Origin of the sequence: Streptomyces sp. R33 (assembly GCF_041200175.1) — a bacterium.
In the GTDB taxonomy this organism is placed as follows: Bacteria; Actinomycetota; Actinomycetes; order Streptomycetales; family Streptomycetaceae; genus Streptomyces; species Streptomyces katrae_B.
The window spans coordinates 5,733,023-5,758,628 of the sequence record NZ_CP165727.1; the positions used below are offsets into that span (position 1 = coordinate 5,733,023).

At 72.4% G+C, this 25,606-nt stretch carries 24 protein-coding genes and 1 pseudogene; 19 read left to right on the top strand and 6 right to left on the bottom strand.

The features are described from left to right. Positions 1-45: 45 nt before the first annotated feature. The 4 genes from AB5J51_RS26240 to AB5J51_RS26255 all read left to right on the top strand — a co-directional run bounded on the left by AB5J51_RS26240 (position 46) and on the right by AB5J51_RS26255 (position 3,246). A complete protein-coding gene (locus tag AB5J51_RS26240) occupies positions 46-1,137 on the top strand; it encodes a nitronate monooxygenase (protein ID WP_369778779.1) in 1,092 nt (363 codons plus the stop codon). Beyond that, positions 1,134-1,877: a 16S rRNA (uracil(1498)-N(3))-methyltransferase gene (locus tag AB5J51_RS26245; protein WP_053786792.1), complete on the top strand. Its 744-nt coding sequence runs from the start codon at positions 1,134-1,136 to the stop codon at positions 1,875-1,877. The genes AB5J51_RS26240 and AB5J51_RS26245 overlap by 4 nt, the downstream gene beginning before the upstream one ends. A gap of 100 nt (positions 1,878-1,977) precedes the next feature. Next, a complete protein-coding gene (locus tag AB5J51_RS26250; protein WP_136224846.1) occupies positions 1,978-2,337 on the top strand; it encodes a histidine triad nucleotide-binding protein in 360 nt (119 codons plus the stop codon). A gap of 3 nt (positions 2,338-2,340) precedes the next feature. After that, positions 2,341-3,246: a ribonuclease Z gene (locus AB5J51_RS26255; protein WP_369778780.1), complete on the top strand. Its 906-nt coding sequence runs from the start codon at positions 2,341-2,343 to the stop codon at positions 3,244-3,246. Between the two features lie 65 nt (positions 3,247-3,311). Here the strand turns inward: AB5J51_RS26255 and AB5J51_RS26260 are convergent, their stop codons facing one another. Continuing rightward, positions 3,312-4,625, bottom strand: coding sequence for an MFS transporter (locus tag AB5J51_RS26260; RefSeq protein ID WP_369778781.1), 1,314 nt, complete (start codon positions 4,623-4,625; stop codon positions 3,312-3,314). A 211-nt stretch (positions 4,626-4,836) separates the two neighbouring features. Here AB5J51_RS26260 and AB5J51_RS26265 point away from each other — a divergent pair, with 211 nt between their 5' ends. From AB5J51_RS26265 to AB5J51_RS26290, 6 genes are all read left to right on the top strand, one after another. Beyond that, a complete protein-coding gene (locus AB5J51_RS26265) occupies positions 4,837-5,934 on the top strand; it encodes a carbohydrate kinase family protein (protein WP_053786788.1) in 1,098 nt (365 codons plus the stop codon). Positions 5,935-6,084: 150 nt separating this feature from the next. After that, positions 6,085-7,131: a PhoH family protein gene (locus AB5J51_RS26270; protein WP_078987347.1), complete on the top strand. Its 1,047-nt coding sequence runs from the start codon at positions 6,085-6,087 to the stop codon at positions 7,129-7,131. A 13-nt stretch (positions 7,132-7,144) separates the two neighbouring features. After that, positions 7,145-7,642, top strand: a complete 498-nt coding sequence (gene ybeY, locus AB5J51_RS26275) for an rRNA maturation RNase YbeY (protein WP_030862467.1) — start codon at positions 7,145-7,147, stop codon at positions 7,640-7,642. Further along, positions 7,639-8,943 (top strand): hemolysin family protein, encoded by a 1,305-nt coding sequence (locus AB5J51_RS26280; protein WP_369778782.1) that lies wholly within the window; start codon positions 7,639-7,641, stop codon positions 8,941-8,943. The genes ybeY and AB5J51_RS26280 overlap by 4 nt, the downstream gene beginning before the upstream one ends. Beyond that, positions 8,940-9,293: an MmcQ/YjbR family DNA-binding protein gene (locus AB5J51_RS26285; protein WP_053786785.1), complete on the top strand. Its 354-nt coding sequence runs from the start codon at positions 8,940-8,942 to the stop codon at positions 9,291-9,293. Before AB5J51_RS26280 ends, AB5J51_RS26285 begins: the two co-directional genes overlap by 4 nt. A gap of 186 nt (positions 9,294-9,479) precedes the next feature. Then, complete coding sequence (locus tag AB5J51_RS26290; protein ID WP_053786784.1) at positions 9,480-9,836, top strand: hypothetical protein; 357 nt, start codon at positions 9,480-9,482, stop codon at positions 9,834-9,836. A gap of 100 nt (positions 9,837-9,936) precedes the next feature. Here the strand turns inward: AB5J51_RS26290 and AB5J51_RS26295 are convergent, their stop codons facing one another. Beyond that, positions 9,937-11,247, bottom strand: a complete 1,311-nt coding sequence (locus tag AB5J51_RS26295; protein WP_369778783.1) for an MFS transporter — start codon at positions 11,245-11,247, stop codon at positions 9,937-9,939. A 71-nt stretch (positions 11,248-11,318) separates the two neighbouring features. On the opposite strand from AB5J51_RS26295, the gene AB5J51_RS26300 reads away from it, so the two are divergent. The 4 genes and pseudogenes from AB5J51_RS26300 to era all read left to right on the top strand — a co-directional run bounded on the left by AB5J51_RS26300 (position 11,319) and on the right by era (position 15,676). Beyond that, positions 11,319-12,368, top strand: a complete 1,050-nt coding sequence (locus AB5J51_RS26300; protein WP_369778784.1) for a GlxA family transcriptional regulator — start codon at positions 11,319-11,321, stop codon at positions 12,366-12,368. A gap of 108 nt (positions 12,369-12,476) precedes the next feature. Continuing rightward, the gene (locus tag AB5J51_RS26305) at positions 12,477-13,787 is read left to right on the top strand and encodes a beta-xylosidase (protein ID WP_369780318.1); all 1,311 of its coding nucleotides are present in this window, start codon (positions 12,477-12,479) and stop codon (positions 13,785-13,787) included. Between the two features lie 59 nt (positions 13,788-13,846). Further along, positions 13,847-14,230 (top strand): annotated as a pseudogene (locus AB5J51_RS26310) (WxL protein peptidoglycan domain-containing protein); the annotation flags it as partial. Between the two features lie 495 nt (positions 14,231-14,725). After that, positions 14,726-15,676 (top strand): GTPase Era, encoded by a 951-nt coding sequence (gene era, locus AB5J51_RS26315; RefSeq protein ID WP_037635384.1) that lies wholly within the window; start codon positions 14,726-14,728, stop codon positions 15,674-15,676. A 101-nt stretch (positions 15,677-15,777) separates the two neighbouring features. On the opposite strand, the gene AB5J51_RS26320 is transcribed toward era, so the two are convergent. The 3 genes from AB5J51_RS26320 to AB5J51_RS26330 all read right to left on the bottom strand — a co-directional run bounded on the left by AB5J51_RS26320 (position 15,778) and on the right by AB5J51_RS26330 (position 17,984). Then, on the bottom strand, positions 15,778-16,449 hold the full coding sequence (locus AB5J51_RS26320; RefSeq protein ID WP_053785362.1) for a bifunctional 2-polyprenyl-6-hydroxyphenol methylase/3-demethylubiquinol 3-O-methyltransferase UbiG: 672 nt from the start codon (positions 16,447-16,449) through the stop codon (positions 15,778-15,780). Between the two features lie 172 nt (positions 16,450-16,621). Next, complete coding sequence (locus AB5J51_RS26325) at positions 16,622-16,891, bottom strand: protealysin inhibitor emfourin (protein WP_053785361.1); 270 nt, start codon at positions 16,889-16,891, stop codon at positions 16,622-16,624. Positions 16,892-16,919: 28 nt separating this feature from the next. Beyond that, entirely contained in the window at positions 16,920-17,984 is a 1,065-nt protein-coding gene (locus tag AB5J51_RS26330; RefSeq protein ID WP_053785380.1) for a M4 family metallopeptidase, read from the bottom strand. A 365-nt stretch (positions 17,985-18,349) separates the two neighbouring features. Here AB5J51_RS26330 and leuA point away from each other — a divergent pair, with 365 nt between their 5' ends. Then, positions 18,350-20,113 carry a 2-isopropylmalate synthase gene (gene leuA / locus AB5J51_RS26335; protein WP_369778785.1) on the top strand — a complete coding sequence of 588 codons (1,764 nt, stop codon included), beginning with the start codon at positions 18,350-18,352 and terminating at the stop codon, positions 20,111-20,113. A 59-nt stretch (positions 20,114-20,172) separates the two neighbouring features. Here the strand turns inward: leuA and AB5J51_RS26340 are convergent, their stop codons facing one another. Then, on the bottom strand, positions 20,173-20,931 hold the full coding sequence (locus AB5J51_RS26340; protein ID WP_240805369.1) for an SDR family NAD(P)-dependent oxidoreductase: 759 nt from the start codon (positions 20,929-20,931) through the stop codon (positions 20,173-20,175). A gap of 203 nt (positions 20,932-21,134) precedes the next feature. On the opposite strand from AB5J51_RS26340, the gene AB5J51_RS26345 reads away from it, so the two are divergent. The 4 genes from AB5J51_RS26345 (at position 21,135) to AB5J51_RS26360 (ending at position 25,579) form a co-directional block, all read left to right on the top strand. Next, a complete protein-coding gene (locus AB5J51_RS26345; RefSeq protein WP_053785359.1) occupies positions 21,135-21,830 on the top strand; it encodes a TerB family tellurite resistance protein in 696 nt (231 codons plus the stop codon). Positions 21,831-22,306: 476 nt separating this feature from the next. Next, on the top strand, positions 22,307-23,911 hold the full coding sequence (locus AB5J51_RS26350) for a nucleobase:cation symporter-2 family protein (RefSeq protein ID WP_369778786.1): 1,605 nt from the start codon (positions 22,307-22,309) through the stop codon (positions 23,909-23,911). Between the two features lie 85 nt (positions 23,912-23,996). Continuing rightward, positions 23,997-24,743 carry a DNA repair protein RecO gene (gene recO / locus AB5J51_RS26355; RefSeq protein ID WP_053785357.1) on the top strand — a complete coding sequence of 249 codons (747 nt, stop codon included), beginning with the start codon at positions 23,997-23,999 and terminating at the stop codon, positions 24,741-24,743. Positions 24,744-24,754: 11 nt separating this feature from the next. Continuing rightward, entirely contained in the window at positions 24,755-25,579 is an 825-nt protein-coding gene (locus tag AB5J51_RS26360; RefSeq protein ID WP_053785356.1) for an isoprenyl transferase, read from the top strand. Positions 25,580-25,606 lie beyond the last annotated feature (27 nt).

Genomic DNA, 25,606 nt, shown 5'->3' on the forward strand with positions numbered 1-25,606 from the left:
TGCCGTGATTCGGCCCGGTGAGCGGGACGTGGCACGATGCAGTGCATGTCCTCCGCACCGAACGGTCTCTCCCCGTACCCGATCGTGCAGGCTCCCATGGCGGGCGGCGCCTCCTGTCCGCCGCTCGCCGCTGCCGTGTGCGAGGCGGGCGGGCTGGGCTTCCTGGCCGGCGGCTACAAGACCGCCGACGGCATGTACCAGGAGATCAAACGGCTGCGCGCGCTCACCCGGCGCCCGTTCGGCGTGAACCTCTTCATGCCGCAGACCGGCTACGTGGACCCGGCCGCCGTGGAGGCGTACCGCGGGCAGCTGGCCGGCGAGGCCAGCTGGTACGACATCTCCCTGGCCGACGAGGACATCATCGGCACCAGCGACGACGGCTACGACGCCAAGCTCGCGATCCTCCTCGAAGATCCCGTTCCCGTCGTCTCGTTCACCATCGGCTGTCCCACGCCCGTGGTCCTCGCCTCCCTGCGCAAGGCGGGCACGTACTCGGTCGTCACCGTCACCTCGGTCGACGAGGCCCGCGCCGCACAGGCCGCGGGCGCCGACTCCGTCTGCGTCCAGGGCGTGGAGGCGGGAGGGCACCAGGGCACCCACCGCGACGACCCGCAGGCGGACGGCACGGCGGGCGTGGGCCTGCTCGCGCTGGTGGCGCAGGTGCGCGAGGCCGTGGACCTCCCGATCATCGCGGCCGGCGGTCTGATGCGCGGCTCGCAGATCGCGGCGCTGCTGGCGGCGGGCGCGGAGGCGGCCCAGCTCGGCACCGCGTTCCTCGCCTGCCCCGAATCGGGTGCGCACCCGCTGCACAAGAAGGCGCTGACGGACCCCCTGTTCACCCACACGGAGCTGACCCGGGCGTTCTCGGGGCGGCCGGCCCGGGGCCTGGTGAACCGTTTCATGCGGGAGCACGGGCCGTACGCCCCGGCCGCGTACCCGCAGATCCACCACATGACCGCCGGGCTGCGCAAGGCGGCCGCCGCGGCCGGGGACCCGCAGGGCATGGCCCTGTGGGCGGGCCAGGGGCACCGGCTGGCGCGGGCGCTGCCCGCGGGGGAGCTGGTGGAGGTGCTGGCGGCCGAACTGGCCGAGGCCCAGAGCGCGTTGAAGGCAATGCAGAACAGGAGTACGTCATGACCGCCCCCGTGTTCGTGGTCGAAGAGGTCCCCGCGGGGCCGGAGTTCGTGCTCGACGGCCCGGAGGGCCGGCACGCGGTCTCCGTGAAACGGTTGAACCCCGGCGAGGACGTGGTCCTCACCGACGGGCGCGGCCACTGGTCGCAGGGCGTGGTCAAGGCCGCCGAGGGCAAGGACCGGCTGGTCGTCACGGACCTGCACGTCGAGGAGGAGCCGGAGCCTGCCGTCCGGATCACGGTCGTCCAGGCCCTGCCCAAGGGGGACCGCGGCGAGCTCGCCGTCGAGACCATGACCGAGACCGGCGTGGACGCGATCGTCCCCTGGCAGGCCTCGCGCTGCATCACCCAGTGGCGCGGCGACCGCGGAGCCAAGTCCCTGGCCAAGTGGCGGGCCACGGCCCGGGAGGCGGGCAAGCAGTCCCGCCGGGTCCGCTTCCCGGAGGTGGCGGAGGCCATGTCCACGAAGCAGGTCGCGGCGCTGCTGGCCGGCGCCGACCTGGCGATGGTCCTCCACGAGGACCGGGACGCGCCCTCGGGGGCCCTGGCCACGGCCGAGCTCCCGGCCGGGGGCTCCATCGTCCTGGTCGTCGGACCGGAGGGCGGGGTCTCCCCGGAGGAGCTGGCCGTCTTCGCGCAGGCCGGCGCCCACCCCTACCGCCTGGGCTCCTCGGTCCTGCGCACCTCCACCGCCGGCACCGCGGCGACGGCGGTCCTGCTGGCGCGCACCGGCCGCTGGTCCTGAAAACGCGTACGGGGCCGCCGACGGGGCCGGTTACGATGCCGGAGCTGATCAACGTCGGCGTCGACGGCCCGTCAACGCCACTGTCACGGAAGGCGGAGCAATGGCCGGGGAACCGCAGGCGGACTGCCTGTTCTGCAAGATCGTCGCGGGGAACATCCCGGCGACCGTGGTCCGGGAGACCGAGACGACCTTCGCCTTCCGGGACATCAACCCGCAGGCGCCCACGCACGTCCTCGTGATCCCGCGCGTGCACTACCCGGACGCCGCCTCGCTCGCCGCCGCCGAGCCGGCCGTCACCGCCGACCTGCTGCGCGTGGCCGGCGAGATCGCCGCCGAGGAGAAGATCGACGAGCACGGCTACCGGATCGTGTTCAACACGGGCGCAGGCGCCGGCCAGACCGTCTTCCACGCGCACGCGCACGTCCTCGGCGGGCGCGGCCTCCAGTGGCCCCCCGGATAAACCGTGTCCGTACGAGAGTTCGTGGTGCTGGGCACCGCCAGCCAGGTGCCCACCCGCCACCGCAACCACAACGGCTACCTCCTGCGCTGGGACGGCGAGGGCATCCTCTTCGACCCGGGCGAGGGCACCCAGCGCCAGATGCTCCGAGCCGGGGTGGCCGCGCACGACATCAACCGGATCTGCATCACCCACTTCCACGGTGACCACAGCCTCGGCCTCGCGGGCGTGATCCAGCGCATCAACCTGGACCGGGTCCCGCACCCCGTCACCGCGCACTACCCGGCCTCCGGGCAGAGGTTCTTCGAGCGGCTCCGGTACGCCACCGCCTACCGGGAGACCGTCCCGCTCCGCGAGGAACCCGTGGCCGCGGACGGAACGCTGGCCCAGGGGCCCGCGTACGCCCTCGAGGCCCGCCGGCTCTCGCACCCGGTCGAGTCCTTCGGCTACCGGCTCACCGAGCCCGACGGGCGCCGGATGGTGCCCGAACTGCTCGCGCAGCACGGGATCAAGGGGCCCGACGTCGGCCGGATCCAGCGCGAGGGGCGGCTGGGCGGGGTCACGCTCGACGACGTCAGCGAGCACAAGCCGGGGCAGAGCTTCGCCTTCGTCATGGACACCCGGCTGTGTCCCGGCGTGGACGCGCTCGCCGCGGGCTGCGACATGCTGGTGATCGAGTCCACGTTCCTCGACGAGGACGAGGCGCTGGCCACCGACCACGGGCACCTCACCGCCGGCCAGGCGGCCCGGGTCGCCCGCGACGCGGGCGTACGGCACCTGGTCCTGACGCACTTCTCGCAGCGCTACGCGGACCCGCAGGAGTTCGAACGCCAAGCCCGCGCGGCCGGCTTCGAGGGCGAGCTGACGATCGCCGCCGACCTCGCCCGGGTCCCCCTGCCGAAGCGGGGCTAGGGGGTGTCATCAAAGTAGCGTCGTCTGCCCGTGAGGGCCGGCCAGACGGGACTTTGACGCCACCCCTAGGAGGCCTCGGAGACCCCGGCCCGCTCCTGGTTCCGGGACCGGCGGGCCGCCGGGGAGAGCAGCAGCACCCGGCGCGGGGTGCGGCGTACGCGGACGGGCGGTCCCGTCCCGGGGCCGGGCCGGACCGCCGTGGCCGGGGTACCGCCGCGGCGGACCGGCTCCTCGGCCGGAACCGGCCCGCGCCCGCCGGCGCGGAGCGCGACCGCGGTCATCGGCCCCGCCACCACCAGCAGCAGCGCACCCAGCACCAGCCCCATGCCCCGGAAGCCGAACCCCTCGGCGAGCAGGCTGCCGGCCACGGGCCCGCAGGCCGTTCCCAGCGAGGAGGCGGAGCCGGCGAGCACCGCCCAGCGGCCCCGCGCGTCCAGGGCCGCCGCGAGGCCGATCACGTACGAGAGGACGACGGGGTAGACCGCGTTCCACAGGATCTCCCCGGCGGCGAACCCGGCGAGCCCGTCCGCGGAGGAGGTCAGCACCACGCAGCCCGCGATGGCCGCGGTGCCCGCCCCGATCGGGACCGCCCGCCCCAGCCGGGCCCCGAAGGCGGAGGCGGCCGTGACCCCGAGCAGGCCCGCGCCCAGCGCCACCGCGAAGACGACGCCGAGCGTGGCCTCGGGCAGCCCCGCCTGCTCGGCGCCGATCCGGCCGCTGACGCCCCACAGGGCCTCCTGGGTCAGCGACCAGAGCAGCAGGCAGCCCGCCAGCACCGCCCCGGCGCGCGGGTACGGCAGCCGCCCGGAGCCCCGTACGGCGGGACCCGGGCGGGTGGGCCCGCCGAGGCGGCCGGTCGCGGGCCAGGCCAGGGCCGCGACCAGGGCGATGGCCGCGAACGGCAGTGCGTGCCCGCCGGCGAGGTGCGGCAGGGTCAGGTACAGGGCCCCCGCGGTTGCCGAGACCGACAGCAGCCCGAGGGCGGAGACGCGGTGCGGATCGCGCTGCCCGGCGATCCCGGACGCGGCCACGGCGGTGGCCGTACCGGAACCGAAGCCGCCGACCACCACACCCGCGACCACGAGCGGGAGCAGCGTGGTCGCGGCCGCCGTGCCGTAGCCGAGGGTGGCGAGCAGCAGGCCGAGCCGGGCCAGCGGGCGCTGCCCGTGGCGGGGGATGCGGGAGGCCAGGGTGAGTCCGGCCGTGGCGGAGCCGAGCAGCAGGGCGGTGCCGACGAGCCCCGCCTGCGCGGGAGTCAGGGGGAGATGGGCGTCGAGCCGTCCGACGACGGTGGGAAGCAGGTACGGGGCGACGTAGCCGGCCGTGAAGAGGGCCACCAGGGGCCGGGCGGCGGGCGGCGCGGTGGTGCTGTCGGACACGGCTGTTCCCGGTGGTGCGCAGGTGCGGCGAGAGGATCCGCGGAGCCGCGGCGCCTTTGTCTATCAAGTGGTTCACGATGCGGAGAAGAGCGACCCGATCGTGATCTGCGACACACTGTGTTTTGGGCGTGCCGGGGGAGGGCAAGGTTGGCAGTTTCCCCGCGCATGCCCGCGCGCAGAAACGGCCCTTCGCACAAACGGGGAGTACACCGTGACCAGTCGGGACAGCACCACCAGTCTCACCCCGCCCGTGGACCCGCTCGGTCCGCTGCGGGACCCGCAGGAGCCGTGGTGCGACGTGTTCCTGACCGGCACGGTCTTCCTCGACATCATCTTCACCGGCCTGGACTCCGCCCCGGTCCGCGGTACGGAGTCCTGGGCGCGCGGCATGGGGTCCAGCCCCGGGGGCGTGGCCAACATGGCCACCGCGCTGGCCCGGCTCGGCCTGCGCACCTCGCTGGCCGCGGCGTTCGGCGACGACCACTACGGCGAGTACTGCTGGGACGCGCTCGAGCAGGGCGAGGGCATCGACCTGTCGATGTCGCGGACCATCCCCGGCTGGCACAGCCCGGTCACGGTCTCGATGGCGTACGAGGGCGAGCGCACGATGGTCTCGCACGGCCACGAGGCCCCGCCCCCTGCGGCCCCCGCGCCCTTCCCGCAGTGCCCGCCGCGCACCCGTGCGGCCGTGGCCTCGCTGGGCCCGGGGCGGACGGACCCGTGGATCGCGGAGGCGGCGCGGCGCGGGGCGCGGATCTTCGCGGACGTGGGGTGGGACGAGAGCGGGCGCTGGGACCTGGGGGACCTCGGGGACCTGGAGCACTGCGAGGCCTTCTTGCCGAACGCGGGGGAGGCCATGCGGTACACGCGGACCGACTGCCCGAGGGCGGCGGCGCGGGCGCTGGCGAAGAAGGTGCCGCTCGCGGTGGTGACGATGGGCCCGGAGGGCGCGTACGCGGTGGACGGCCGGACCGGCGAGGAGGCGGAGGTCCCCGGGATCGCGGTGGACGCGCTGGACCCGACGGGGGCGGGGGACGTCTTCGTGGCGGGTTTCGTCACCGGCACCCTGGCGGGCTGGCCGCTGGCGGACCGGCTGGCCTTCGCGGGCCTGACGGCGGCCCTGTCGGTCCAGGAGTTCGGCGGTTCGCTCTCGGCCCCGGGCTGGCCGGAGGTGGCCCACTGGTGGCGTGCGGCCCCCGAGGTGCTGAGACCGCGCTACGGCTTCCTGGACGAGCTGGTCCCGCCGGGCACGGAGCCGGCCTCCCGCCGCAGGGCCGTCCCGACGATCGGCTTCCGCCACCCGGCATAGGGGAAGTCCCGGGGGTGGCCGGGAGGGGCTCCGGGGGCGCCGGAAAACCCCTCGGGGATGGCGCGGCGGAGTCGTACCCTTGGTACTCCGGAGGTCGTCGATCGGCGCGGCCCCTCAGCGGGAGGTATGTGCAGGCCACAGTGCCGGCCCATGACTCAGACACCCACAGCCCAGACACCGGCGCCGGGGCAGGCGCGAGCCCACTTCACCGTTCCGGCCAGGCACCCGATGGTCGCGGTGCTCGGCTCTGGCGATGCCCTGTTGCGCGTGATCGAGAAGGCCTTCCCGAAGGCCGACATCCATGTTCGGGGCAATCAGGTCAGCGCGGTCGGCGATGCGACGGAAGTCGCCCTGATCCAGCGCCTGTTCGACGAGATGATGCTGGTGCTCCGCACCGGGCAGCCGATGACGGAGGACGCAGTGGAACGCTCGATCGCCATGCTCAAGGCGAGCGGCAACGGCAACGGGCCGGACGAGACGCCCGCAGAGGTGCTCACCCAGAACATCCTCTCCAGCCGCGGCCGCACCATCCGGCCCAAGACCCTCAACCAGAAGCGGTACGTCGACGCGATCGACAAGAACACGATCGTGTTCGGCATCGGCCCCGCCGGTACCGGCAAGACGTACCTCGCCATGGCCAAGGCGGTCCAGGCCCTGCAGTCCAAGCAGGTCAGCAGGATCATCCTGACCCGCCCCGCCGTCGAGGCCGGAGAGCGGCTCGGCTTCCTGCCCGGCACGCTCTTCGACAAGATCGACCCGTACCTGCGCCCGCTGTACGACGCGCTGCACGACATGATCGACCCGGACTCGATCCCGCGCCTGATGGCTGCGGGCACGATCGAGGTGGCGCCGCTCGCGTACATGCGTGGCCGGACGCTCAATGACGCCTTCGTCGTCCTCGACGAGGCGCAGAACACGACCACCGAGCAGATGAAGATGTTCCTGACCCGGCTCGGGTTCGATTCGAAGATCGTCATCACCGGCGACATCACCCAGGTCGACCTGCCCGGCGGCGCCAAGTCCGGCCTGCGCCAGGTCCAGGCGATCCTCGAAGGGGTTCCCGACATCCACTTCTCGCGGCTCACGTCCGAGGATGTCGTCCGGCACAAGCTGGTCGGCCGTATCGTCGATGCGTACGAGAAGTACGACGACAGCCAGGACGCCCAGCAGTCCCGGAACGGCTACCAGCGGAAGTAGAACCCAGCGCACCATGTCGATCGACGTCAACAACGAGTCCGGAACCGAGGTCGACGAGCGGGCGATCCTCGACATCGCCCGCTACGCACTCACCCGGATGCGGATCCACCCGCTGTCCGAGCTGTCCGTCATCGTCGTCGACGAGGACGCCATGGAGCAGCTCCACATCCAGTGGATGGACCTGCCCGGACCCACCGACGTCATGTCCTTCCCGATGGACGAGCTCCGTCCGCCGGCGAAGGACGACGAGGAGCCCCCGCAGGGGCTCCTCGGCGACATCGTGCTCTGCCCCGAGGTGGCCAAGAAGCAGGGCGAGGACGCCCCGACGCAGCACTCCATGGACGAGGAGCTCCAGCTCCTGACCGTCCACGGGGTGCTGCACCTGCTCGGGTACGACCACGAGGAGCCGGACGAGAAGGCCGAGATGTTCGGCCTCCAGGCGGCCATCGTCGACGGCTGGCGCGGTGAGCGCGGCATGACCGGTCCGTCCCCGGCCCCGACCGTCTCGTGACCGCCCCGCAGCTGATCACCGGCGCGGTGCTGCTGGTGGTGGTGGCCTGGTTCGCGGCGTGCGCCGAGTCCGGGATCGCCCGGATCTCGAGCTTCCGCGCCGAGCAGGCCGTACGGGAGGGCCGGCGCGGCAGCGCGAAGCTCGCGCAGGTCGCCGCCGACCCCACCCGCTACCTCAACGTGGCGCTGCTCGTGCGGGTCACCTGCGAGATGGCGGCCGGCGTGCTCGTCACGTACGTCTGCCTCGACGAGTTCGGCGACAACTGGAAGGCGCTGCTCATCGCGATCGCGGTGATGGTGCTCGTGTCCTTCGTGGCCGTCGGCGTCTCCCCGCGCACCATCGGCCGCCAGCACCCCCTCAACACGGCGACGGCGGCCTCGTACGTCCTGGTCCCGCTCGCCCGCGTCATGGGGCCCATCCCGCAGCTGCTGATCCTCATCGGCAACGCGCTCACGCCCGGAAAGGGCTTCCGCAAGGGGCCGTTCGCCTCCGAGGCGGAGCTGCGCGCGATGGTCGACCTGGCGGAGAAGGAGTCGCTGATCGAGGACGAGGAGCGCCGGATGGTGCACCAGGTCTTCGAGCTCGGCGACACCCTCGTGCGCGAGGTGATGGTGCCGCGCACCGATCTGGTCTGCATCGAGCGGTACAAGACGGTCCGTCAGGCGACGACGCTGGCGCTGCGTTCGGGTTTCTCGCGCATCCCGGTGACCGGCGAGAACGAGGACGACATCGTCGGCATCGTGTACCTGAAGGACCTGGTCCGCAAGACGCACATCAGCCGGGAGGCGGAGGCCGACCTGGTCACGACGGCCATGCGGCCGGCGGTGTTCGTACCGGACACCAAGAACGCGGGCGATCTGCTGCGGGAGATGCAGCAGGTGCGCAACCACGTGGCCGTGGTCATCGACGAGTACGGCGGCACGGCGGGCATCGTCACCATCGAGGACATCCTCGAGGAGATCGTCGGCGAGATCACCGACGAGTACGACCGCGAGCTCGCGCCCGTCGAGGACCTGGGCGGGGACCGCTACCGGGTGACGGCGCGGCTCGACATCACCGACCTCGGCGAGCTGTTCAAGGTCGAGGACTACGACGACGAGGACGTGGAGACGGTCGGCGGACTGCTGGCGAAGGCGCTCGGCCGGGTGCCGATCGCGGGCGCCTCGGCGGTCGTGGAGCTGCCGGACGGGCGGCAGCTGCGGCTCACGGCCGAGTCCCCGGCCGGCCGGCGCAACAAGATCGTGACGGTGCTGGTGGAGCCGGTGGGCCCGGCGGCGGGCGAGGGCGAGGAGGGCGAATGACGCCGGCGGAGCTGCGTGCGTTCTGCCTGGGTTTCAACGCGGCGGTGGAGGAGTTCCCCTTCACGCCCGAGACCTCGGTGTTCAAGGTGCTGGGGAAGATGTTCGCGCTGACCGCGCTGGACGGCGAACCGCTGAAGGTCAACCTCAAGTGCGAACCGGAGCTGGCGGTGCGGCTGCGGGAGGAGCACGAGGCGATCGCGCCGGGCTGGCACATGAACAAGCGGCACTGGAACACCGTGACGGTCGGCGCTCTGCCCGACGCGCTGGTGCGGGAGCTGATCGAGGACTCGTACGACCTGGTGGTCGCGGGTCTGCCGAGGGCGGAGCGGCTGCGGCTCGACCGGCCGTGAGGGCGCAGCGGGGACGGGACGAAGGTCCCGGGGCTCAGTGACCTTTGGATCCCAGGATTTCCTTATTGAGCGCTTAGGTTTGGTCCCGCGCGGCACGAGATCCCGGGGGGACGCGGGGGCGGAGGGGAGAGCGTCTCGGCAGGGCCGTTGTGCGGCCCTGCCGAGGTGCTCCATATGCTTTCGCCCATGACCGACACCACCGGGATCAACCCCGAGGACAGCAAGATCATCACGCTGGCGCGCAGCGCCCGGGCCCGCAACGGGGTGCCCGAGGGCGCGGCGGTGCGGGACGAGACGGGCCGTACGTACGTCGCCGGGACGGTGGAGCTCGACTCCCTGAAGCTGAGCGCGCTGCAGACGGCGGTCGCGATGGCGGTGGCGAGCGGGGCCGAGTCCCTGGAGGCCGCGGCCGTGGTCAGCTCGGCGCAGGCGGTGGCCGACGCCGACCGCGCGGCGGTCCGCGACCTCGGCGGCCCGGACACCCCGGTCCTCCTGGCCGCCCCGGACGGCACCCTGAAGTCCTCGACGCCGGCAGGCGCCTGACGAGACGGGGGCCTGTGGCCGGGCCCTGAGGCAGGACCCGGCGGCTCGCCCGGGCCGGCCCGGGCTTCCGGTCTGCCGGGCGGGCCCGCGCCGACCCTGTCTACGCCGCGGCAGCGGGTGTGGCAGGGCGGCGGCGGATCACCATCGCCATCAGCGCGGCCATCGCGCAGAGCGCGCCCGACGCGTACCAGACCAGGTCGTACGAGCCGAAGGCGTCGCGGGCCAGGCCGCCCAGGAAGGCCACCACCGCCGCGCCCACCTGGTGCGAGGCCAGGACCCAGCCGAAGACGATCGCGCTGTCCTCGCCGTAGTGCTCGCGGCAGAGCGCGATGGTCGGCGGGACGGTCGCGACCCAGTCCAGCCCGTAGAAGATGATGAAGAAGAGCATCGGCGGATGCACGGACGGCGCCAGCAGCATCGGCAGGAACATCAGCGAGACACCGCGCAGCGCGTAGTACACCGCCAGCAGGCGGCGCGCCTCGAAGCGGTCGGTGAACCAGCCGGAGGCGATGGTGCCGACCACGTCGAACACGCCGATCACCGCGAGCAGTCCCGCGGCCGCCGTCACCGGCATTCCGTGGTCGTGCGCCGCCGGCACGAAGTGGGTCTTGACCAGCCCGTTGGTCGAGGCCCCGCAGATCGCGAAGGTGCCGGCCAGCAGCCAGAAGGGGCCGGTCCGGGCCGCCTCGAACAGCACCGTCACCGCCCGGCGCGCCGCTCCCGGGGCCGGTGCGGGCTTCTCGGCGTAGGTGCCCCCGTACGGCGCGAGCCCCACGTCGGCCGGGTGGTCGCGCAGCAGCAGCCAGACGAACGGGACGACCACCAGCGCCGCGAGCGCCACCGTCACGGCCGCCGGACGCCAGCCGTGGTGCACCACCAGCCAGGACAGCAGCGGCAGGAAGATCAGCTGACCGGAGGCCCCGGCCGCGGTCAGGATGCCGGTGACGAGCCCGCGCCGGGCGGTGAACCAGCGGTTGGTCACCGTGGCCGCGAAGGCCAGGGCCATGGAGCCGCTGCCCAGGCCCACCAGCACGCCCCAGAACAGCACCAGCTGCCAGGACGCCGTCATCCACAAGGTGGCCACCGTGCCGCCGGATATGACCAGCAGGGCCAGGGCCACCACCTTGCGGATGCCGAAACGGTCCATCAGCGCGGCGGCGAAGGGTGCGGTGAGCCCGTACAGCGCGAGGTTCACCGAGACGGCGAAGCCGACCGTGCCGCGCGACCAGTCGAACTCCTCGTGCAGCGGCTCGATGAGCAGTCCGGGCAGGGAGGCGAAGGCGGCGGCCCCGATGATCGTCACGAAGGTGACGGCCGCGACGAACCAGGCGCGGTGGATGCGCCCGGGGGTGGTCGGGGCCGGAGCGGCGGAGGTGGGGGCGGGGGCGGGGTTGGGGGCTGTCTGCGTCACGCAGAAAGCTTCCGGCCCGGAGGGCCCCCTACGACAGTGGCCTGACTGACACCCTTCGATACGATTGGGCCATGGCCCCTCACCGTGTCGTCGTCCTCGCGCTCACCGGGCTGCTGCCCTTCGAGCTCGGCATCCCGCACCGGATCTTCGGCCGCGCCAAGGAACCCGCCGGAGAGCCGCTGTACGAGATCCTCACCTGCGCCCTCGCCCCCGGGCCGGTGCGCACCGACGCCGATTTCGCGGTCCAGGTCGAGCACGGCCCGGAGCTGCTGGCCACGGCCGACACCGTGGTGGTGCCCGCCTCGTACGAGCTGGGCCCCGTGTACGAGGACGGCCGGCTGAGCGACGAGCTCGCCGCGGCGCTCGCGCACATCCGGCCCGGGGCGCGGCTCGTCTCCATCTGCACGGGCGGATACGTGCTGGCCGCCGCCGGCTTCCTTGACGGCCGCCCGGCCACCACGCACTGGGCCCACGCCGAGCACTTCCAGCGGCTCTTCCCGGCCGTACGCGTGGACGCCGACGTGCTGTACACCGACGACGGGGACGTGCTGACCTCGGCCGGGGTCGCCGCAGGCATCGACCTGTGCCTGCACATCGTGCGCCGCGACCACGGCGCGGCCGTCGCCAACGACGTGGCGCGGCGGACCGTCGTACCGCCGCACCGGGACGGCGGGCAGGCCCAGTTCATCGACCGCCCGGTGCCGCAGCCGCAGCTGGCCAGTACGGCGGCGGCCCGCGCATGGGTGCTGGACCGGCTGCACGAGCCGGTGCGGCTGGTCGACCTGGCCCGGCAGGAGGCCATGTCGGTCCGGACGTTCACGCGCCGGTTCCGGGAGGAGTCCGGGGTCAGCCCCGGCGAGTGGATCGTCGGCCAGCGGGTGGAGCGGGCCCGGCGGCTGCTGGAGCGGACCGACCTGCCGATGGAACAGGTGGCGCGGGAGGCGGGGTTCGGGACGGCGCAGTCGCTGCGCAAGCACGTGCAGGCGGCGCTGGGGGTGAGCCCGACGGCGTACCGGCGCACGTTCCGCGCGACGGGTGGACAGGGGGAGCCTGCCGGGGGTCTGTTGGGGAGTCTGCCATCTCCTGATGGGCCATCAGTTGATGCCGGGTCCGTGCATTGACTTCTCCCGCCGCCCGCTCGTGAATGGCCCCCTGTCGGCGCGAGGGAACCCAGGGGGCGGGCCGTGCGAACACGGGCGGGCAGCAGGAGATGGTCGGTGGCCGTCGGCATGGCCGTGCTCGCGGCGACGACCGCGGGCGCGCTGGGCCCGCCCGCCGCGGCGGAAGGGGAGGCGCCGTCCGGACAGGTGGAGTTCCCGACGCACTGCCTGCCGCCGCAGGAGGCCGGGCTCCCGCCCGCCGACGGGCCGACCACCGCCCGGATCACCGTCGACGACCCGGCGCCGAAGGTCGGCGACACGGTCACCGTGACGTACCAGGTGGCCCGGACCCCCGCCGTGAACCCGCTCGGGGCCGAACTGCCGGCCGATGTGCTGACCCCGACCGGGCGGATCCTGCTGGGGGGTGCGCAGGGCGGTGAGGTCACCGTTGTGGGGGCGAAGCGGAACGATCCCGTCCAGGCGGGTGCGGGGCTGCCCCCCGTCACCATGACCGGCACGTTCACCGTGACCGCGCCGGGCGGGATCACCCTGGCCCCGGGCGGCTACACGCTGCACACCAGCCACCTGCTGGACCTGGACACCGCCTGCGCCGTCACCGGGGCGCCGGTGTCCGAACGGATCACCGCGAGCCCTCCCCCGGCTACCGCCGGGGGAACCCCCAGCCGGGCCAACCTGCGGTCGGTCGCGCTGGGCGCGGCGTACGGGAAGCCGGGCGCCAGGGTCAAGGTCACGGGCGTCGGCTTCGCCCCGGGCGCGGCCGTGACGGTGACCGGCCGGGCGGGCGCCGCCGAGACCGCGGACCGGGTGGCGGCCACGGCGGACGCGCGGGGCGAGGTCCGGGCGGAGCTGCCGGTCACGGACAGGGCGACGACGGCGGTGGTGGCGTACGAGGGGACGGCGTGGTCGGCGCAGGAGGGCTCGGGACCGGCGGCGTACACGGTGATCGCGGCCGCGCCCGTCGGCACGCAGCACACGCAGCAGGTGACGGCGGTGGTGGAGCCGGGCGCGCTGACGATGAGCCAGGCGGGCGCGTCGATCACGCTGGGGGCGGTCCCGTACGGGGAGGGCGGCGCGGCCCCCGGCCGGATCGGCACGGTCACGGTCAAGGACGCGCGGGGCGGACCGGCGGGGTGGTCGCTGATCGGCAAGGTCACGGACTTCACCGGCCCGGGCGGGGTCCGGATCCCGGGGGCCTCGCTGAGCTGGACCCCGTCCTGCACGGCCGTGGCGGGCAGCCCGGGCCGGTGCGTGGCGGGCAGTGCGGGGACGGTGGGGCCGGAGGGGGCGGTGCTGGCCTCGGCGCCCGATGCGGAGCCGGTGGGCGGGACGTTCACGATCGACGCGACGGTCACCCTCACGGTCCCCCCGTACACCCCGCCGGGCGCGTACACGGCGGTCCTGACCCTCACCCTCTCGTGAGACCCGCCCCACGGGTCCCGCCCCGGTTCCCGTTCCCGCGGGGGCGATCGTGGGTCCCGGTGCTCGGCGTCGTCCTGTTGCTGCTGCTGCCCGGCGGGACGGCAGGGGCCGCCGACAACGGGCAGTGGGCCGTCACGCCCGCCGCCAATGCAGTGACCCGGCGGCCGTACTTCTACCTGGCCGCCGCCCCCGGCCAGGCCCTTACCGACGCCGTCACCGTCACCAACCGCACCGACCGTCCCCGCACCTTCCGGCTCTACGCCGCCGACGCGTACAACACCGCCCGCGACGGCGGCTTCGCGCTCCGCGGCCCCGACGAGCCGCGCCGCGCCACCGCCGCCTGGGCACGGCTCGCGCAGGAGCGGGTCACCGTACCGGCCCGCGCAGCGGTGAGCGTCGGCTTCACCCTCACCGTCCCCGACCGGGCGAAACCGGGCGACCACCCCGGCGCCATCGTCGCCCTCGAGGAGAACGCGGACGGCGCCGCCGCCCCCGCCCGGGGCATCGGCGTCCAACAGGCCGTCGCCGCCCGGCTGTACCTGCGGGTGGCCGGCCCCACCGCCCCCGCGCTGGCCGTCGAGGACCTGCGGGCCTCCGGGACCGGGGTCTCGTACACGCTCCGCAACCTCGGCAACGTCACCCTGCGCCCCCGCGCCACCCTCTCCGCCTCCGGGGCCCTCGGCCGGCGCCTCCTCGGCCGCGAGCTCACCGGGCTGCCCGCCGAGCTGCTGCCCGGCCAGGAAGTCCGGCTGAGCACCAGGTGGGAACACCCGCCCGCCGTCGAATGGGCCGAGGTCACGGTGCGCGCCGAGGCCGGGGGAGCCGTCGCCCGGGCCGCCGCGGCCTACTCCGCCCGGCCCCCGCTGGCGGCCCTGCTCGCGGGCGCCCTGGCCCTCGTCGCGGCAGCCTGGTCGGCGGTGGGACCCGCATCGGGGAGAATGGCCCGTATGAGCGATCGTTCCCCCGAGTCCACCAGCCCGCACCGTGCGGGCTTCGCCTGCTTCGTCGGCCGCCCCAACGCGGGGAAGTCGACCCTGACCAACGCACTCGTGGGCACCAAGGTCGCGATCACCTCCAACCGGCCGCAGACCACCCGCCACACCGTCCGCGGCATCGTGCACCGCCCCGACGCCCAGCTCGTACTGGTCGACACGCCCGGTCTGCACAAGCCGCGCACGCTCCTCGGCGAGCGGCTGAACGACGTCGTACGGACCACCTGGGCCGAGGTCGACGTCATCGGCTTCTGCCTGCCGGCCGACCAGAAGCTCGGCCCCGGCGACAAGTTCATCGCGAAGGAGCTCGCGGGGATCAAGAAGACCCCCAAGATCGCCATCGTGACGAAGACCGACCTCGTCGACTCCAAGGCCCTGGCCGAGCAGCTCCTCGCGATCCACCAGCTCGGCGCGGAGCTCGGCATCGAGTGGGCCGAGATCGTCCCCGTCTCGGCGGTCGGCGACACCCAGGTCCAGCTCCTGGCCGACCTGATCGCGCCGCTGCTGCCCGAGAGCCCCCCGCTGTACCCCGAGGGCGACCTCACCGACGAGCCCGAGATGGTGATGGTGGCGGAGCTGATCCGCGAGGCCGCGCTGGAGGGCGTACGGGACGAGCTCCCGCACTCCATCGCCGTGGTCGTCGAGGAGATGATCCCGCGGGAGAACCGCCCGGCGGACCGGCCGCTGCTGGACATCCACGCGAACGTCTACATCGAGCGGCCCAGCCAGAAGGGCATCATCATCGGCCCGAAGGGCTCCCGGCTGAAGGAGGTCGGGATGAAGTCGCGCAAGCACATCGAGGCGCTGCTCGGCACCCCGGTCTTCCTCGACCTGCACGTGAAGGTCGCGAAGGACTGGCAGCGCGACCCCAAGCAGCTGCGCAAGCTCGGCTTCTGATTCCTTCTTCTTCCTTCTCCACGCGTTCCTTCTTCACGCGCCGAACCCCGTGCGGCGTATCGGCCCGGCACCCCGGCAGGGGGCCGGGCCGATACGAGCCGCTACGCCGGCCGGCGCATCCGCACCACGTTGTCCGTGCGGGTCCCGGGCGTGCCGTCGGGCTGGTTCTGGATCCGTTCGGTCTCCTCGGCCCGCAGGACCTCCCAGCCCGCCGTGACCGGCTCCAGCTGGGCGACGACCTCCTGCGGCGTCGGGAAGTGGGCCTCCTCGCGGTCCTGCTGCCAGGGCGCCCAGCCCGCGTGCCCGACGACCAGCAGCGTGCCGCCGGGGGCCACGGCCGCGGCGGCGCTGCGCAGGACGCGGTCGCGGGGGAAGTCCCCGTAGTTGTGCAGGAAGCAGGCCGACACGAGGTCGAACTCCCCCTCCGGGAAGGACTCGGTCAGATCGTGCCGCGCCCAGGTCGCGCGGTCCGCGACCCCGGCGTCCGCGGCGTGCTCGGCGGCCCGGCCGAGGGCGACCCCGGAGATGTCGGTCCCGGTGACGGTCCATCCCCGGCGGGCCAGCCAGACGGCGTCGGCGCCCTCCCCGCAGCCGAGGTCCAGGGCCCGCCCGGGGGCGAGGCCGGACACCTCGTGCACCAGCATGGCGTTGGCCTCGCCGCTCCAGATGCGGTCGCTCTCGCCGTAGCGGCCGTCCCAGAACTCCTCGCCCGCCGACGCCCCGGATGCGGGGGAGTGGGGGGAGTGCGTGTGTGCGTGCGCGTGCTCGGTCATGGCTTCCTCTTCCGGTACGGGTGCCGATGCGACCGATGCTGCGCCCGCCCCGCCCGCCGGGCAAACCTTGTTGCCGATCCGGCAACCGGGCGGGGCGTCCGTGACCGCGAAGGGCTGGATCCGGCACCCGTCCGAAGATCCGGCCACCCGTCCGAAGGTGAAGGCGCCCGGCTCAGGCGCCTTCCTTCAGCAGCCGCGAGATCAGCGTCCGCTGCGCCTCCGACAGGTTCGGCTCCTGGCAGGAGACCGTCCGTCCGTCGACGGTGATCCGGTACGAGAACCCGTCCCGCACCCGGTCCGACCCCGGCGCGGCCGGGACGGGCCGCAGCGCCAGCTGGGCCAGGGCCTGCCACTCGTCCTCGTCGGGCCGACCCGAGGTGTCCACCTCGGCGCGGCGCTCGATGCCCGCGAAGCCGCCCGTCCGCACCACCAGAATCCGCATGCCCGCCTTTCTACCGCGGATGGGCGGGCTACCCCAGCCCGACCGCCGACCACGCCTTCTGCAGCGCCTGGTGCTCCGCGCCGCCGTCCCCGTACCGGGCCACCGCGGCGGCCACCGACAGCCGGGCGAAGTCCTTGAAGTCCGCGTCCGAGGCCAGCTCGCCGCCCGTGAGCGTGTCGTACCAGATCCGCCCGGCGCGCTCCCACGCCTTGCCGCCGAGTTCGGTGGCCACGAGGTAGAACGCGTGGTTCGGGATACCGGAGTTGATGTGCACCCCGCCGTTGTCCCGCACGGTGTCCACGTAGTCGTCCATCGTCGCCGGCTGCGGGTCCTTGCCGAGCTCGTCGTCGTCGTACGCCGTGCCCGGCGCCTTCATCGAGCGCAGTGCGACCCCGCTGACGTTCGGGCCCAGCAGCCCGGCGCCGATCAGCCAGTCCGCGTCCTCGGCCGTCTGGTCGAGCGAGTACTGCTTGATCAGCGACCCGAAGACGTCGGACATCGACTCGTTCAGCGCGCCCGACTGCCCGTGGTACTCCAGGTTCGCCGTGTACTGGGTGACCCCGTGGGCGAGCTCGTGGCCGATGACGTCCACCGACACGGTGAAGTCGAGGAAGAGGTCCCCGTCCCCGTCGCCGAAGACCATCTGCTGCCCGTCCCAGAAGGCGTTGTTGTAGTCCTCGCCGTAGTGGACGCTCGCATCCAGCGCCAGCCCGGAATCGTCGATCGAGTGCCGGCCGAAACCCTTCAGGAACAGCTCGTACGTGGCGCCGAGCCCCGCGTAGGCGCGGTTGACGGTGGCGTCCTTGGACGCAGCCTCGCCCTCGCCGCGCACCTTCTTCCCGGGCAGCCGGGTCCGGTGCTGGGCGTCGTAGACCGTCCGGCGGGGTTCGTCGGAGACGGGCGCCGCCGACGCAGGGGCGATCCCGCGGACGGTGGTGACCCGGCGCCGGGTGCGCAGGAAGGAGTCCTGCTCAAGGGTGCGCTGGGCGGCGTCGGCGCGCCGGGTGTTCTCGGACCGGGCGATCTTGTCGAGCAGGTGGGGCGGGACCACCGTGCAGAAGACGGGGTGGCGGTGAGCGTGGGAGGCATCCATCCCGGCAATGTGGCAGTGGGTCATGGCGGTGTCACTACCTGCAACCATGATTCATTCAGTTGTCTGAAAGCCGTCGCGCCGCGTTGACGGTTCGACCGGACCTGTAGCGGAGGAACGAGACCGACCTCACATTCGGTATATATCGGACACCGAGGTCTTGCATACTGAAACAAGTCCTCGCGTTACGGGGCGGCTCGGTTAGGCTCGGCCCATCATGCGTTTCGGGCTGCTTCTCCTTAGCTGCCGCGGCGAGGGCCTGTAGTCGTAGGCCGACCCCCTCCCCGCGGAGTTTGGTGTTGCGGTTCTTACGACCGCCGTCGGCCGTCCCAGCGAACTACACGCGGACACGCGAGGAGCCCAACGCCATGAGCCAGCAGCCTTTTGTCGGTCGCCCCACGCCCATCACGAACGCGACCCACACCCAGAAGACCTCCGGGATGCCGATCCACAAGTACGGCCGGTACGAGCAGGTGGACATCCAGGACCGCACCTGGCCGGACGCCCGCGTCACCAAGGCCCCCCGCTGGCTCTCCACCGACCTGCGCGACGGCAACCAGTCGCTGATCGACCCGATGACCCCCGCCCGCAAGCGCGAGATGTTCGACCTGCTGGTGCGCATGGGCTACAAGGAGATCGAGGTCGGCTTCCCGTCCTCCGGCGAGACGGACTTCGCCTTCGTACGCTCCATCATCGAAGAGGGCGCGATCCCGGACGACGTCACCATCTCCGTCCTGACCCAGGCCCGCGAGGACCTGATCGAGCGGACCGTCGAATCGCTGATCGGCGCCAAGCGCGCCACCGTGCACCTGTACAACGCGACCGCCCCGACCTTCCGCCGGGTCGTCTTCCGCGGCTCCAAGGAGCAGATCAAGCAGATCGCCGTCGACGGCACCCGCCTGGTCATGGAGTACGCCGAGAAGCTGCTGGGCCCGGAGACCACCTTCGGCTACCAGTACAGCCCGGAGATCTTCACGGACACCGAGCTGGACTTCGCCCTGGAGGTCTGCGAGGCCGTCTGCGACGTGTGGCAGCCGTCCGAGGGCCGCGAGATCATCCTGAACCTGCCCGCCACCGTGGAGCGTTCGACGCCGTCCACGCACGCGGACCGCTTCGAGTGGATGGCCCGCAACCTGACCCGCCGCGCGCACATCTGCATCTCCGTGCACCCGCACAACGACCGCGGCACCGCCGTCGCCGCCGCCGAGCTGGCCCTGATGGCCGGCGCCGACCGCATCGAGGGCTGCCTGTTCGGGCAGGGCGAGCGCACCGGCAACGTCGACCTGATCACGCTGGGCATGAACCTGTTCTCCCAGGGCATCGACCCGCAGATCGACTTCTCGCAGATCGACGAGATCCGTCGCACCAGCGAGTACTGCAACCAGATGGAGGTCCACCCGCGCCACCCCTACGCGGGCGACCTGGTCTACACCGCCTTCTCCGGCTCCCACCAGGACGCCATCAAGAAGGGCTTCGACGCCATGGAGGCCGACGCGGCCGCCCAGGGCAAGACCGTCGACGACATCGAGTGGGCGGTCCCGTACCTGCCGATCGACCCGAAGGACGTCGGCCGCTCCTACGAGGCGGTCATCCGCGTCAACTCGCAGTCCGGCAAGGGCGGCATCGCGTACGTCCTGAAGAACGACCACAAGCTGGACCTGCCGCGCCGCATGCAGATCGAGTTCTCCCGGATCATCCAGGCCAAGACCGACGCCGAGGGCGGCGAGGTCACGCCCAAGGCGATCTGGGACGTCTTCGCCGACGAGTACCTGCCCAACCCCGAGAACCCGTGGGGCCGCATCCAGCTGCGCTCGGGCTCGACGGCCACCGACAAGGACGGTACGGACACGCTGACCGTCGAGGCGGTCGTGGACGGCGTGGAGGCGGTCCTGAACGGCACCGGCAACGGTCCGATCTCGGCGTTCTTCGACGCGCTGGCCGGCATCGGCGTCGACGCCCGCCTGCTGGACTACACCGAGCACACGATGAGCGAGGGCGCCTCCGCCGTGGCCGCCTCGTACATCGAGTGCGCGATCGACGGCCGCGTCCTGTGGGGCATCGGCATCGACGCCAACACCACCCGCGCCTCCCTGAAGGCGGTCATCTCCGCCGTCAACCGCGCGGGCCGCTGACCGCTCGTACGAGAACCCCGTCCTTCGCTGTGAAGGGCGGGGTTCCGCCGTTCCCGGACTCAGCGGGCCAGGTAGCCGCCGTCCACCGGCAGGATCGCGCCCGTCACGAACGAGGCCGCGTCGGAGGCCAGGAAGGCGATGACCCGGGCCACCTCCTCCGGCTCGCCGAGCCGGCCCATCGGATGGGCCGCGGAGACCTCCGCCAGGTACTCCGGGCCGCCCGGCTCGTCCTTCAGGGCCAGCACCCGCTCCGTACGGATGGTGCCGGGGGCCACCGCGTTGACCCGGATCCCGTGCGCCGCCCACTCCACCGCCAGGTGCTTGGTCAGCCCCGACGCCACGAACTTCGCCGGCCCGTACGCCGCCTGCCGGGCCTGTCCCGCCACCCCCGACACCGAGGACACGCAGACCAGCGCCCCGCCCGGGTCCGGCTGCGCCAGCATCGCCTCGATGGCGTACTTGCAGGTCAGGAACATCCCCCGGCCGTCGATCGCCATGACCCGGTCCCAGTCGTCCGGGCCGGTCTCCCGTACATCCGAAAGAGGGAGCACTCCGGCGTTCGCCACGGCGACGTCGAGCCGTCCGTACGCCCCGAGCGCGGCCCCGACCATCGCGCGGTTGGCCTCCGGGTCGGCGACGTCACCGGCCACGATCGTGATGTCGTACCCCTCTTCGGCGAGTTCCGTACGCAGTTCCTCGACGCCGGGGCCATTGATGTCAGCCGCGGTCACGAGGGCGCCGGAGCGGGCCAGCAGCCGGGCGGTGGCCCGGCCGATCCCGCTCGCCGCGCCCGTGACCAGACAGGATTTGGTGTTCACGCGGGCGAGCGTAGGGAAAACGCGACGTGCGCGGGCACGGCGGCAGGGATGCAGACCGGCCAAGTGCGGTCGGCAGGGCATGTTGTCTTGTCACACGACTGACGCATCCTCACCGATGTGGCTAACATCACGCCAACCCGGCGAAGCTGCCTGGGGTTCCCGCCCGTGCCCGCAGGGCCACGGGGGAGTGACGGAGGTGCGACGTGCTGCCAGTTCGGGGTGGGGACGGCCGGAAGCTGACGGTCTGGGGCATCCGTACCACCTGGAGCACCGTGGGCGACGGGGAGTTCTTCTGCCCCGACTGCGGTGGCGACCGCAACTACCGCAGGCGGACCGGGCGCCGCCGGTTCACCGTCCTCGGTGTCCCGCTGCTGCCGCGCGGAGCGGCCGGGCCCGTCGTCGAGTGCCAGGGCTGCCGGGAGCGCTTCGAGACCGAGGTCCTCGACCACCTGACCACCACCCGCTTCTCGGCGCTGCTGCGCGACGCCGTGCACACCGTGACGCTGGCCGTCCTCGCGGCGGGCGGAACCGCCTCGCGCGGCGCCCTGGAGGCCGCCGTGTCGGCCGTACGGGCGGCGGGCTTCCAGGACTGCACGGAGGAGCAGCTCGAGTCCCTGGTGGAGGCGCTCGCCACCGACGAGGGCCGGCTCGGGCTGTACGACGGCCCCGAATGCTGCGGGGCCGCGCTGGCGATAGAGCTCCACGAGGCGCTGGAGCCGCTGGCTCCGCACCTGGCCGCGCCCGGGCGGGAATCGATCCTGCTGCAGGGCGCCCGGATCGCCCTCGCGGACGGTCCGTACACCCCGGCCGAGCGCGAGGTGCTCGCCACGGTGGGCGCCGCGCTGCGGATGGCCTCCGACGAGGTGACCCGGCTGCTGTCGGCGGTCCGGGCGCCGTGACCCTGACCGAAACGGCCTCGGTACGGCATCGGAAAGGGCTCGGTACGCCTTCGCCGAGGTAACGATCCGGCCTCCTGTGACCGAATCCGCCCCCCTTCGCACTCTGCGCGAAGGGGGGATTCGTGCGTTCCGGCCTCGGCAGTCCACCCATTGGACACCCGGACGGGGCCTTGACCTGCACATATGGGCTCCGCCTCCGCGGGCCGATACGCCCTTGCGGGGACATCCGCCACTGGAGATACCTACAGATCTGGCATCCCCAGACGTCAACACTTTGTAGAAGTCCACGATATCTGTGAGCACCCCCACAGGCGTTCAATTCCGGTCACACGACGAGACGCCGCCAGTAACACAGCGGGGCTTCGATTCACGTGAACGCACTGACAACCCTGGCGAACCAACGGGATAGCGACCCACTTCGGCCAGGGATAACCAGATTCCTCTCGATCACCTACCTCTTGAAGGGCAAGGCAGAGATGGCACGTGTCGCCGCCCGGCTCTCCGGCAACGGAGAGCACAGCACGCACCCGGTCGACGAGGTGCTCCCCCTCCCCAAGCTCGCGCTGTACGGCTTCCAGCACGTACTCGCGTTCTACGCCGGTGCGGTGATCGTCCCGATCATCGTGGGCGGTGCCCTCGGCCTGACCACCGAGCAGCTGGTCTACCTGATCAACGCAGACCTGTTCACCTGCGGTATCGCCTCGATCCTCCAGGCGTGGGGCGTCGGCCGGATCGGTGCGCGACTGCCCCTGATCCAGGGCGTCACCTTCACCGCGGTGTCCCCGATGATCGCCATCGGGCTCGGAGCCGGCGGCGGGACGGCGGGCCTGCTCGTCATCTACGGCGCGGTCATCACGGCCGGCATCGCCACCTTCGCCTTCGCCTGGCTGCCGCCCAAGGCCTTCCGTACGATCATGAGGCTCTTCCCGCCGGTCGTCACCGGCACGGTGATCACCGTCCTCGGTATCGTGCTGATCCCCGTGGGCCTCAACGACGCCGCGGGCGGCCTCGGCAGCCCCGACTTCGGCGATCCCAAGCACTTCGCGTACGCCGGCGGCACGATGCTCTTCATCCTCGTCCTGATGAAGCTCGGCAAGCCCTTCCTCTCCAGCATCTCCATCCTGCTCGGCCTGGTCGGCGGCACCGCCGTCGCCTTCCTGCTGGGCGACGCCAAGTTCGGCGACGTGGGCAACTCGGACTGGATCGGCATCACCACCCCGTTCCACTACGGAGCACCGAAGTTCGCCTGGTTCCCGATCCTGCTGATGCTCATCGTCATGCTGATCACCATGGTCGAGACCACCGGTGACACGTACGCCGTCGGCGACATCGTCGGCAAGGAGATCGACAGCGAGACCGTGGCCCGCGCGCTGCGCGCCGACGGCGCCGCGACCGCCCTCGGCGGCGTCCTCAACTCCTTCCCGTACGTGGCGTTCGCCGAGAACGTCGGCCTGGTCCGCATGACCAAGGTCAAGAGCCGGTTCGTCGTGGTCGCCGCGGGCGTCTTCATGATCGTGCTCGGGCTGATCCCGAAGGCCGCCGCGATCGTGGCCGCGGTCCCGCACGGAGTGCTCGGCGGCGCGGCGACCGTGATGTTCGCGATGGTGGCCCTGGCGGGCATCCAGACCCTGGCCAAGGTCGACCTCAAGGAGGAGAAGAACGCGCTGATCGTGGGTGTCTCCCTGGCCTTCGCGCTGCTCCCGGCCACCGTCCCGGTGCTGTTCAAGGACCACATGGACGCGGACCTCTCCTCGCTCCTCAACAGCGGTGTGACGCTTGGCGCCACGGCCGCGATCGTGCTCAACCTGATCTTCAACGGGCTGGGCAAGGACGATGCGCACAGCGCCGTGGCGGCGGTGCCCGCCCAGGCGGTGGGCCCGGCCGACGCCGCGGCGGGCGCAGCGGACGAGGCGTCCGAGGCGCCCGAGGCCCCCGCGGCGAAGGCGGCGGACGAGGCCGAGGCGAAGGCGGCGGACGAGGCCGAGACGGTGGCCGAGGCCACGGTCGGCGCCGCCGTGACCGCCGTCGCCGCCGGTGGACCGAAGCCGGACGCGGACGAGCAGGCCCCGTCCGCCTCCTGACCCTCCCAAGGGGTGACGGCCCTCCGTCCGGACCCGTGTCCGGGCGGAGGGCCGTCGCCGTCCCCGCACAGGCGACAATGGGCGCATGAGTCTGTTCCGCGACGATGGCATCGTGCTGCGCACCCAGAAGCTGGGTGAGGCGGACCGCATCATCACGCTGCTGACCCGCGGCCACGGACGGGTGCGGGCCGTCGCCCGCGGAGTACGGCGGACGAAGTCCAAGTTCGGCGCGGGGCTGGAACCTTTCTCCCACGCCGACGTGCAGTTCTTCGCCCGGGGCAGCGAGCTGATCGGCCGCAGCCTCCCCCTGTGCACCCAGACCGAGATCATCGCCCCGTACGGCAACGGCATCGTCACCGACTACGCCCGCTACACCGCCGGCACCGCGATGCTGGAGACCGCCGAGCGGTTCACCGAGAACGAGGGCGAGCCCGCCGTGCAGCAGTACCTGCTGCTGATCGGCGCCCTGCGCACGCTCTCGCGCGGGGAGCACGAGCCGAACCTCATCCTCGACGCGTTCCTGCTGCGCTCGCTCGCCGTCAACGGCTACGCGCCCAGCTTCACGGACTGCGCGAAGTGCGGGATCCACGGCCCCAACCGGCACTTCTCCGTCGCCGCGGGCGGGGTCGTCTGCGGGGACTGCCGGGTCGGCGGCAGCGTCGTACCCTCGTCTGAGGCCATCGCCCTGCTCAGCGCGCTGCTGACGGGCGACTGGGGGCATGCGGACGCCTGCGAGGCGCGGTACGTGCGGGAGGGCAGTGGGCTCGTCTCCGCCTATTTGCACTGGCATCTGGAGCGCGGGCTACGCTCCCTGCGATACGTCGAGAAATAGGAGCTGGGCACATGGCACGACGCGGGATTCTGGGACGCTCTCGCCGGGAGTACAAGGTTCCCGAGCCGCACCCGTCCGGTGAGCGCCCGCCGAAGATCCCCGGCGAGCTCGTCCCGAACCACGTCGCCGTGGTCATGGACGGCAACGGCCGCTGGGCCAAGGAGCGCGGCCTGCCGCGCACCGAGGGCCACAAGGTCGGCGAGGGCGTCGTGCTCGACGTGCTCAAGGGCTGCCTGGAGATGGGCGTCAAGAACCTCTCCCTGTACGCCTTCTCGACGGAGAACTGGAAGCGCTCGCCCGACGAGGTCCGCTTCCTGATGAACTTCAACCGCGACGTCATCCGGCGCCGCCGCGACGAGATGAACGAGCTGGGCATCCGGATCCGCTGGGTCGGCCGCATGCCGAAGATGTGGAAGTCGGTCGTCCAGGAGCTCCAGGTCGCCCAGGAGCAGACCGTCGACAACGACGCGATGACCCTGTACTTCTGCGTGAACTACGGCGGCCGCGCGGAGATCGCGGACGCGGCGCAGGCGATCGCGCGGGACGTGGCCGCGGGCAAGCTGGACCCGTCGAAGGTCAACGAGAAGACCTTCGCGAAGTACATGTACTACCCGGACATGCCGGACGTCGACCTGTTCCTGCGGCCGAGCGGCGAGCAGCGCACGTCCAACTACCTGATCTGGCAGAGCGCGTACGCCGAGATGGTCTTCCAGGACGTGCTGTGGCCGGACTTCGACCGCCGCAACCTGTGGGCGGCCTGCCTGGAGTACGCCCAGCGCGACCGCCGCTTCGGCGGCGCCGTCCCGAACCAGGCGGAGCCGGGCCCCAAGGCCTGACCCGGCGGGCCGAGCCGGTACGTGCGA

Excerpts from the sequence above, each read along its gene's own strand:
- recO (WP_053785357.1), top strand. The coding sequence starts at position 23,997 with ATGAGTCTGTTCCGCGACGATGGCATCGTGCTGCGCACCCAGAAGCTG.
- AB5J51_RS26240 (WP_369778779.1), top strand. The coding sequence starts at position 46 with ATGTCCTCCGCACCGAACGGTCTCTCCCCGTACCCGATCGTGCAGGCT.
- AB5J51_RS26250 (WP_136224846.1), top strand. The coding sequence starts at position 1,978 with ATGGCCGGGGAACCGCAGGCGGACTGCCTGTTCTGCAAGATCGTCGCG.
- AB5J51_RS26245 (WP_053786792.1), top strand. The coding sequence starts at position 1,134 with ATGACCGCCCCCGTGTTCGTGGTCGAAGAGGTCCCCGCGGGGCCGGAG.
- AB5J51_RS26330 (WP_053785380.1), bottom strand. The coding sequence starts at position 17,984 with ATGGATGCCTCCCACGCTCACCGCCACCCCGTCTTCTGCACGGTGGTC.
- AB5J51_RS26300 (WP_369778784.1), top strand. The coding sequence starts at position 11,319 with ATGGCCCCTCACCGTGTCGTCGTCCTCGCGCTCACCGGGCTGCTGCCC.
- AB5J51_RS26325 (WP_053785361.1), bottom strand. The coding sequence starts at position 16,891 with ATGCGGATTCTGGTGGTGCGGACGGGCGGCTTCGCGGGCATCGAGCGC.
- AB5J51_RS26270 (WP_078987347.1), top strand. The coding sequence starts at position 6,085 with ATGACTCAGACACCCACAGCCCAGACACCGGCGCCGGGGCAGGCGCGA.
- era (WP_037635384.1), top strand. The coding sequence starts at position 14,726 with ATGGCCCGTATGAGCGATCGTTCCCCCGAGTCCACCAGCCCGCACCGT.
- AB5J51_RS26285 (WP_053786785.1), top strand. The coding sequence starts at position 8,940 with ATGACGCCGGCGGAGCTGCGTGCGTTCTGCCTGGGTTTCAACGCGGCG.
- AB5J51_RS26350 (WP_369778786.1), top strand. The coding sequence starts at position 22,307 with ATGGCACGTGTCGCCGCCCGGCTCTCCGGCAACGGAGAGCACAGCACG.
- AB5J51_RS26305 (WP_369780318.1), top strand. The coding sequence starts at position 12,477 with ATGGCCGTGCTCGCGGCGACGACCGCGGGCGCGCTGGGCCCGCCCGCC.
- AB5J51_RS26320 (WP_053785362.1), bottom strand. The coding sequence starts at position 16,449 with ATGACCGAGCACGCGCACGCACACACGCACTCCCCCCACTCCCCCGCA.
- leuA (WP_369778785.1), top strand. The coding sequence starts at position 18,350 with ATGAGCCAGCAGCCTTTTGTCGGTCGCCCCACGCCCATCACGAACGCG.
- AB5J51_RS26290 (WP_053786784.1), top strand. The coding sequence starts at position 9,480 with ATGACCGACACCACCGGGATCAACCCCGAGGACAGCAAGATCATCACG.
- ybeY (WP_030862467.1), top strand. The coding sequence starts at position 7,145 with ATGTCGATCGACGTCAACAACGAGTCCGGAACCGAGGTCGACGAGCGG.
- AB5J51_RS26360 (WP_053785356.1), top strand. The coding sequence starts at position 24,755 with ATGGCACGACGCGGGATTCTGGGACGCTCTCGCCGGGAGTACAAGGTT.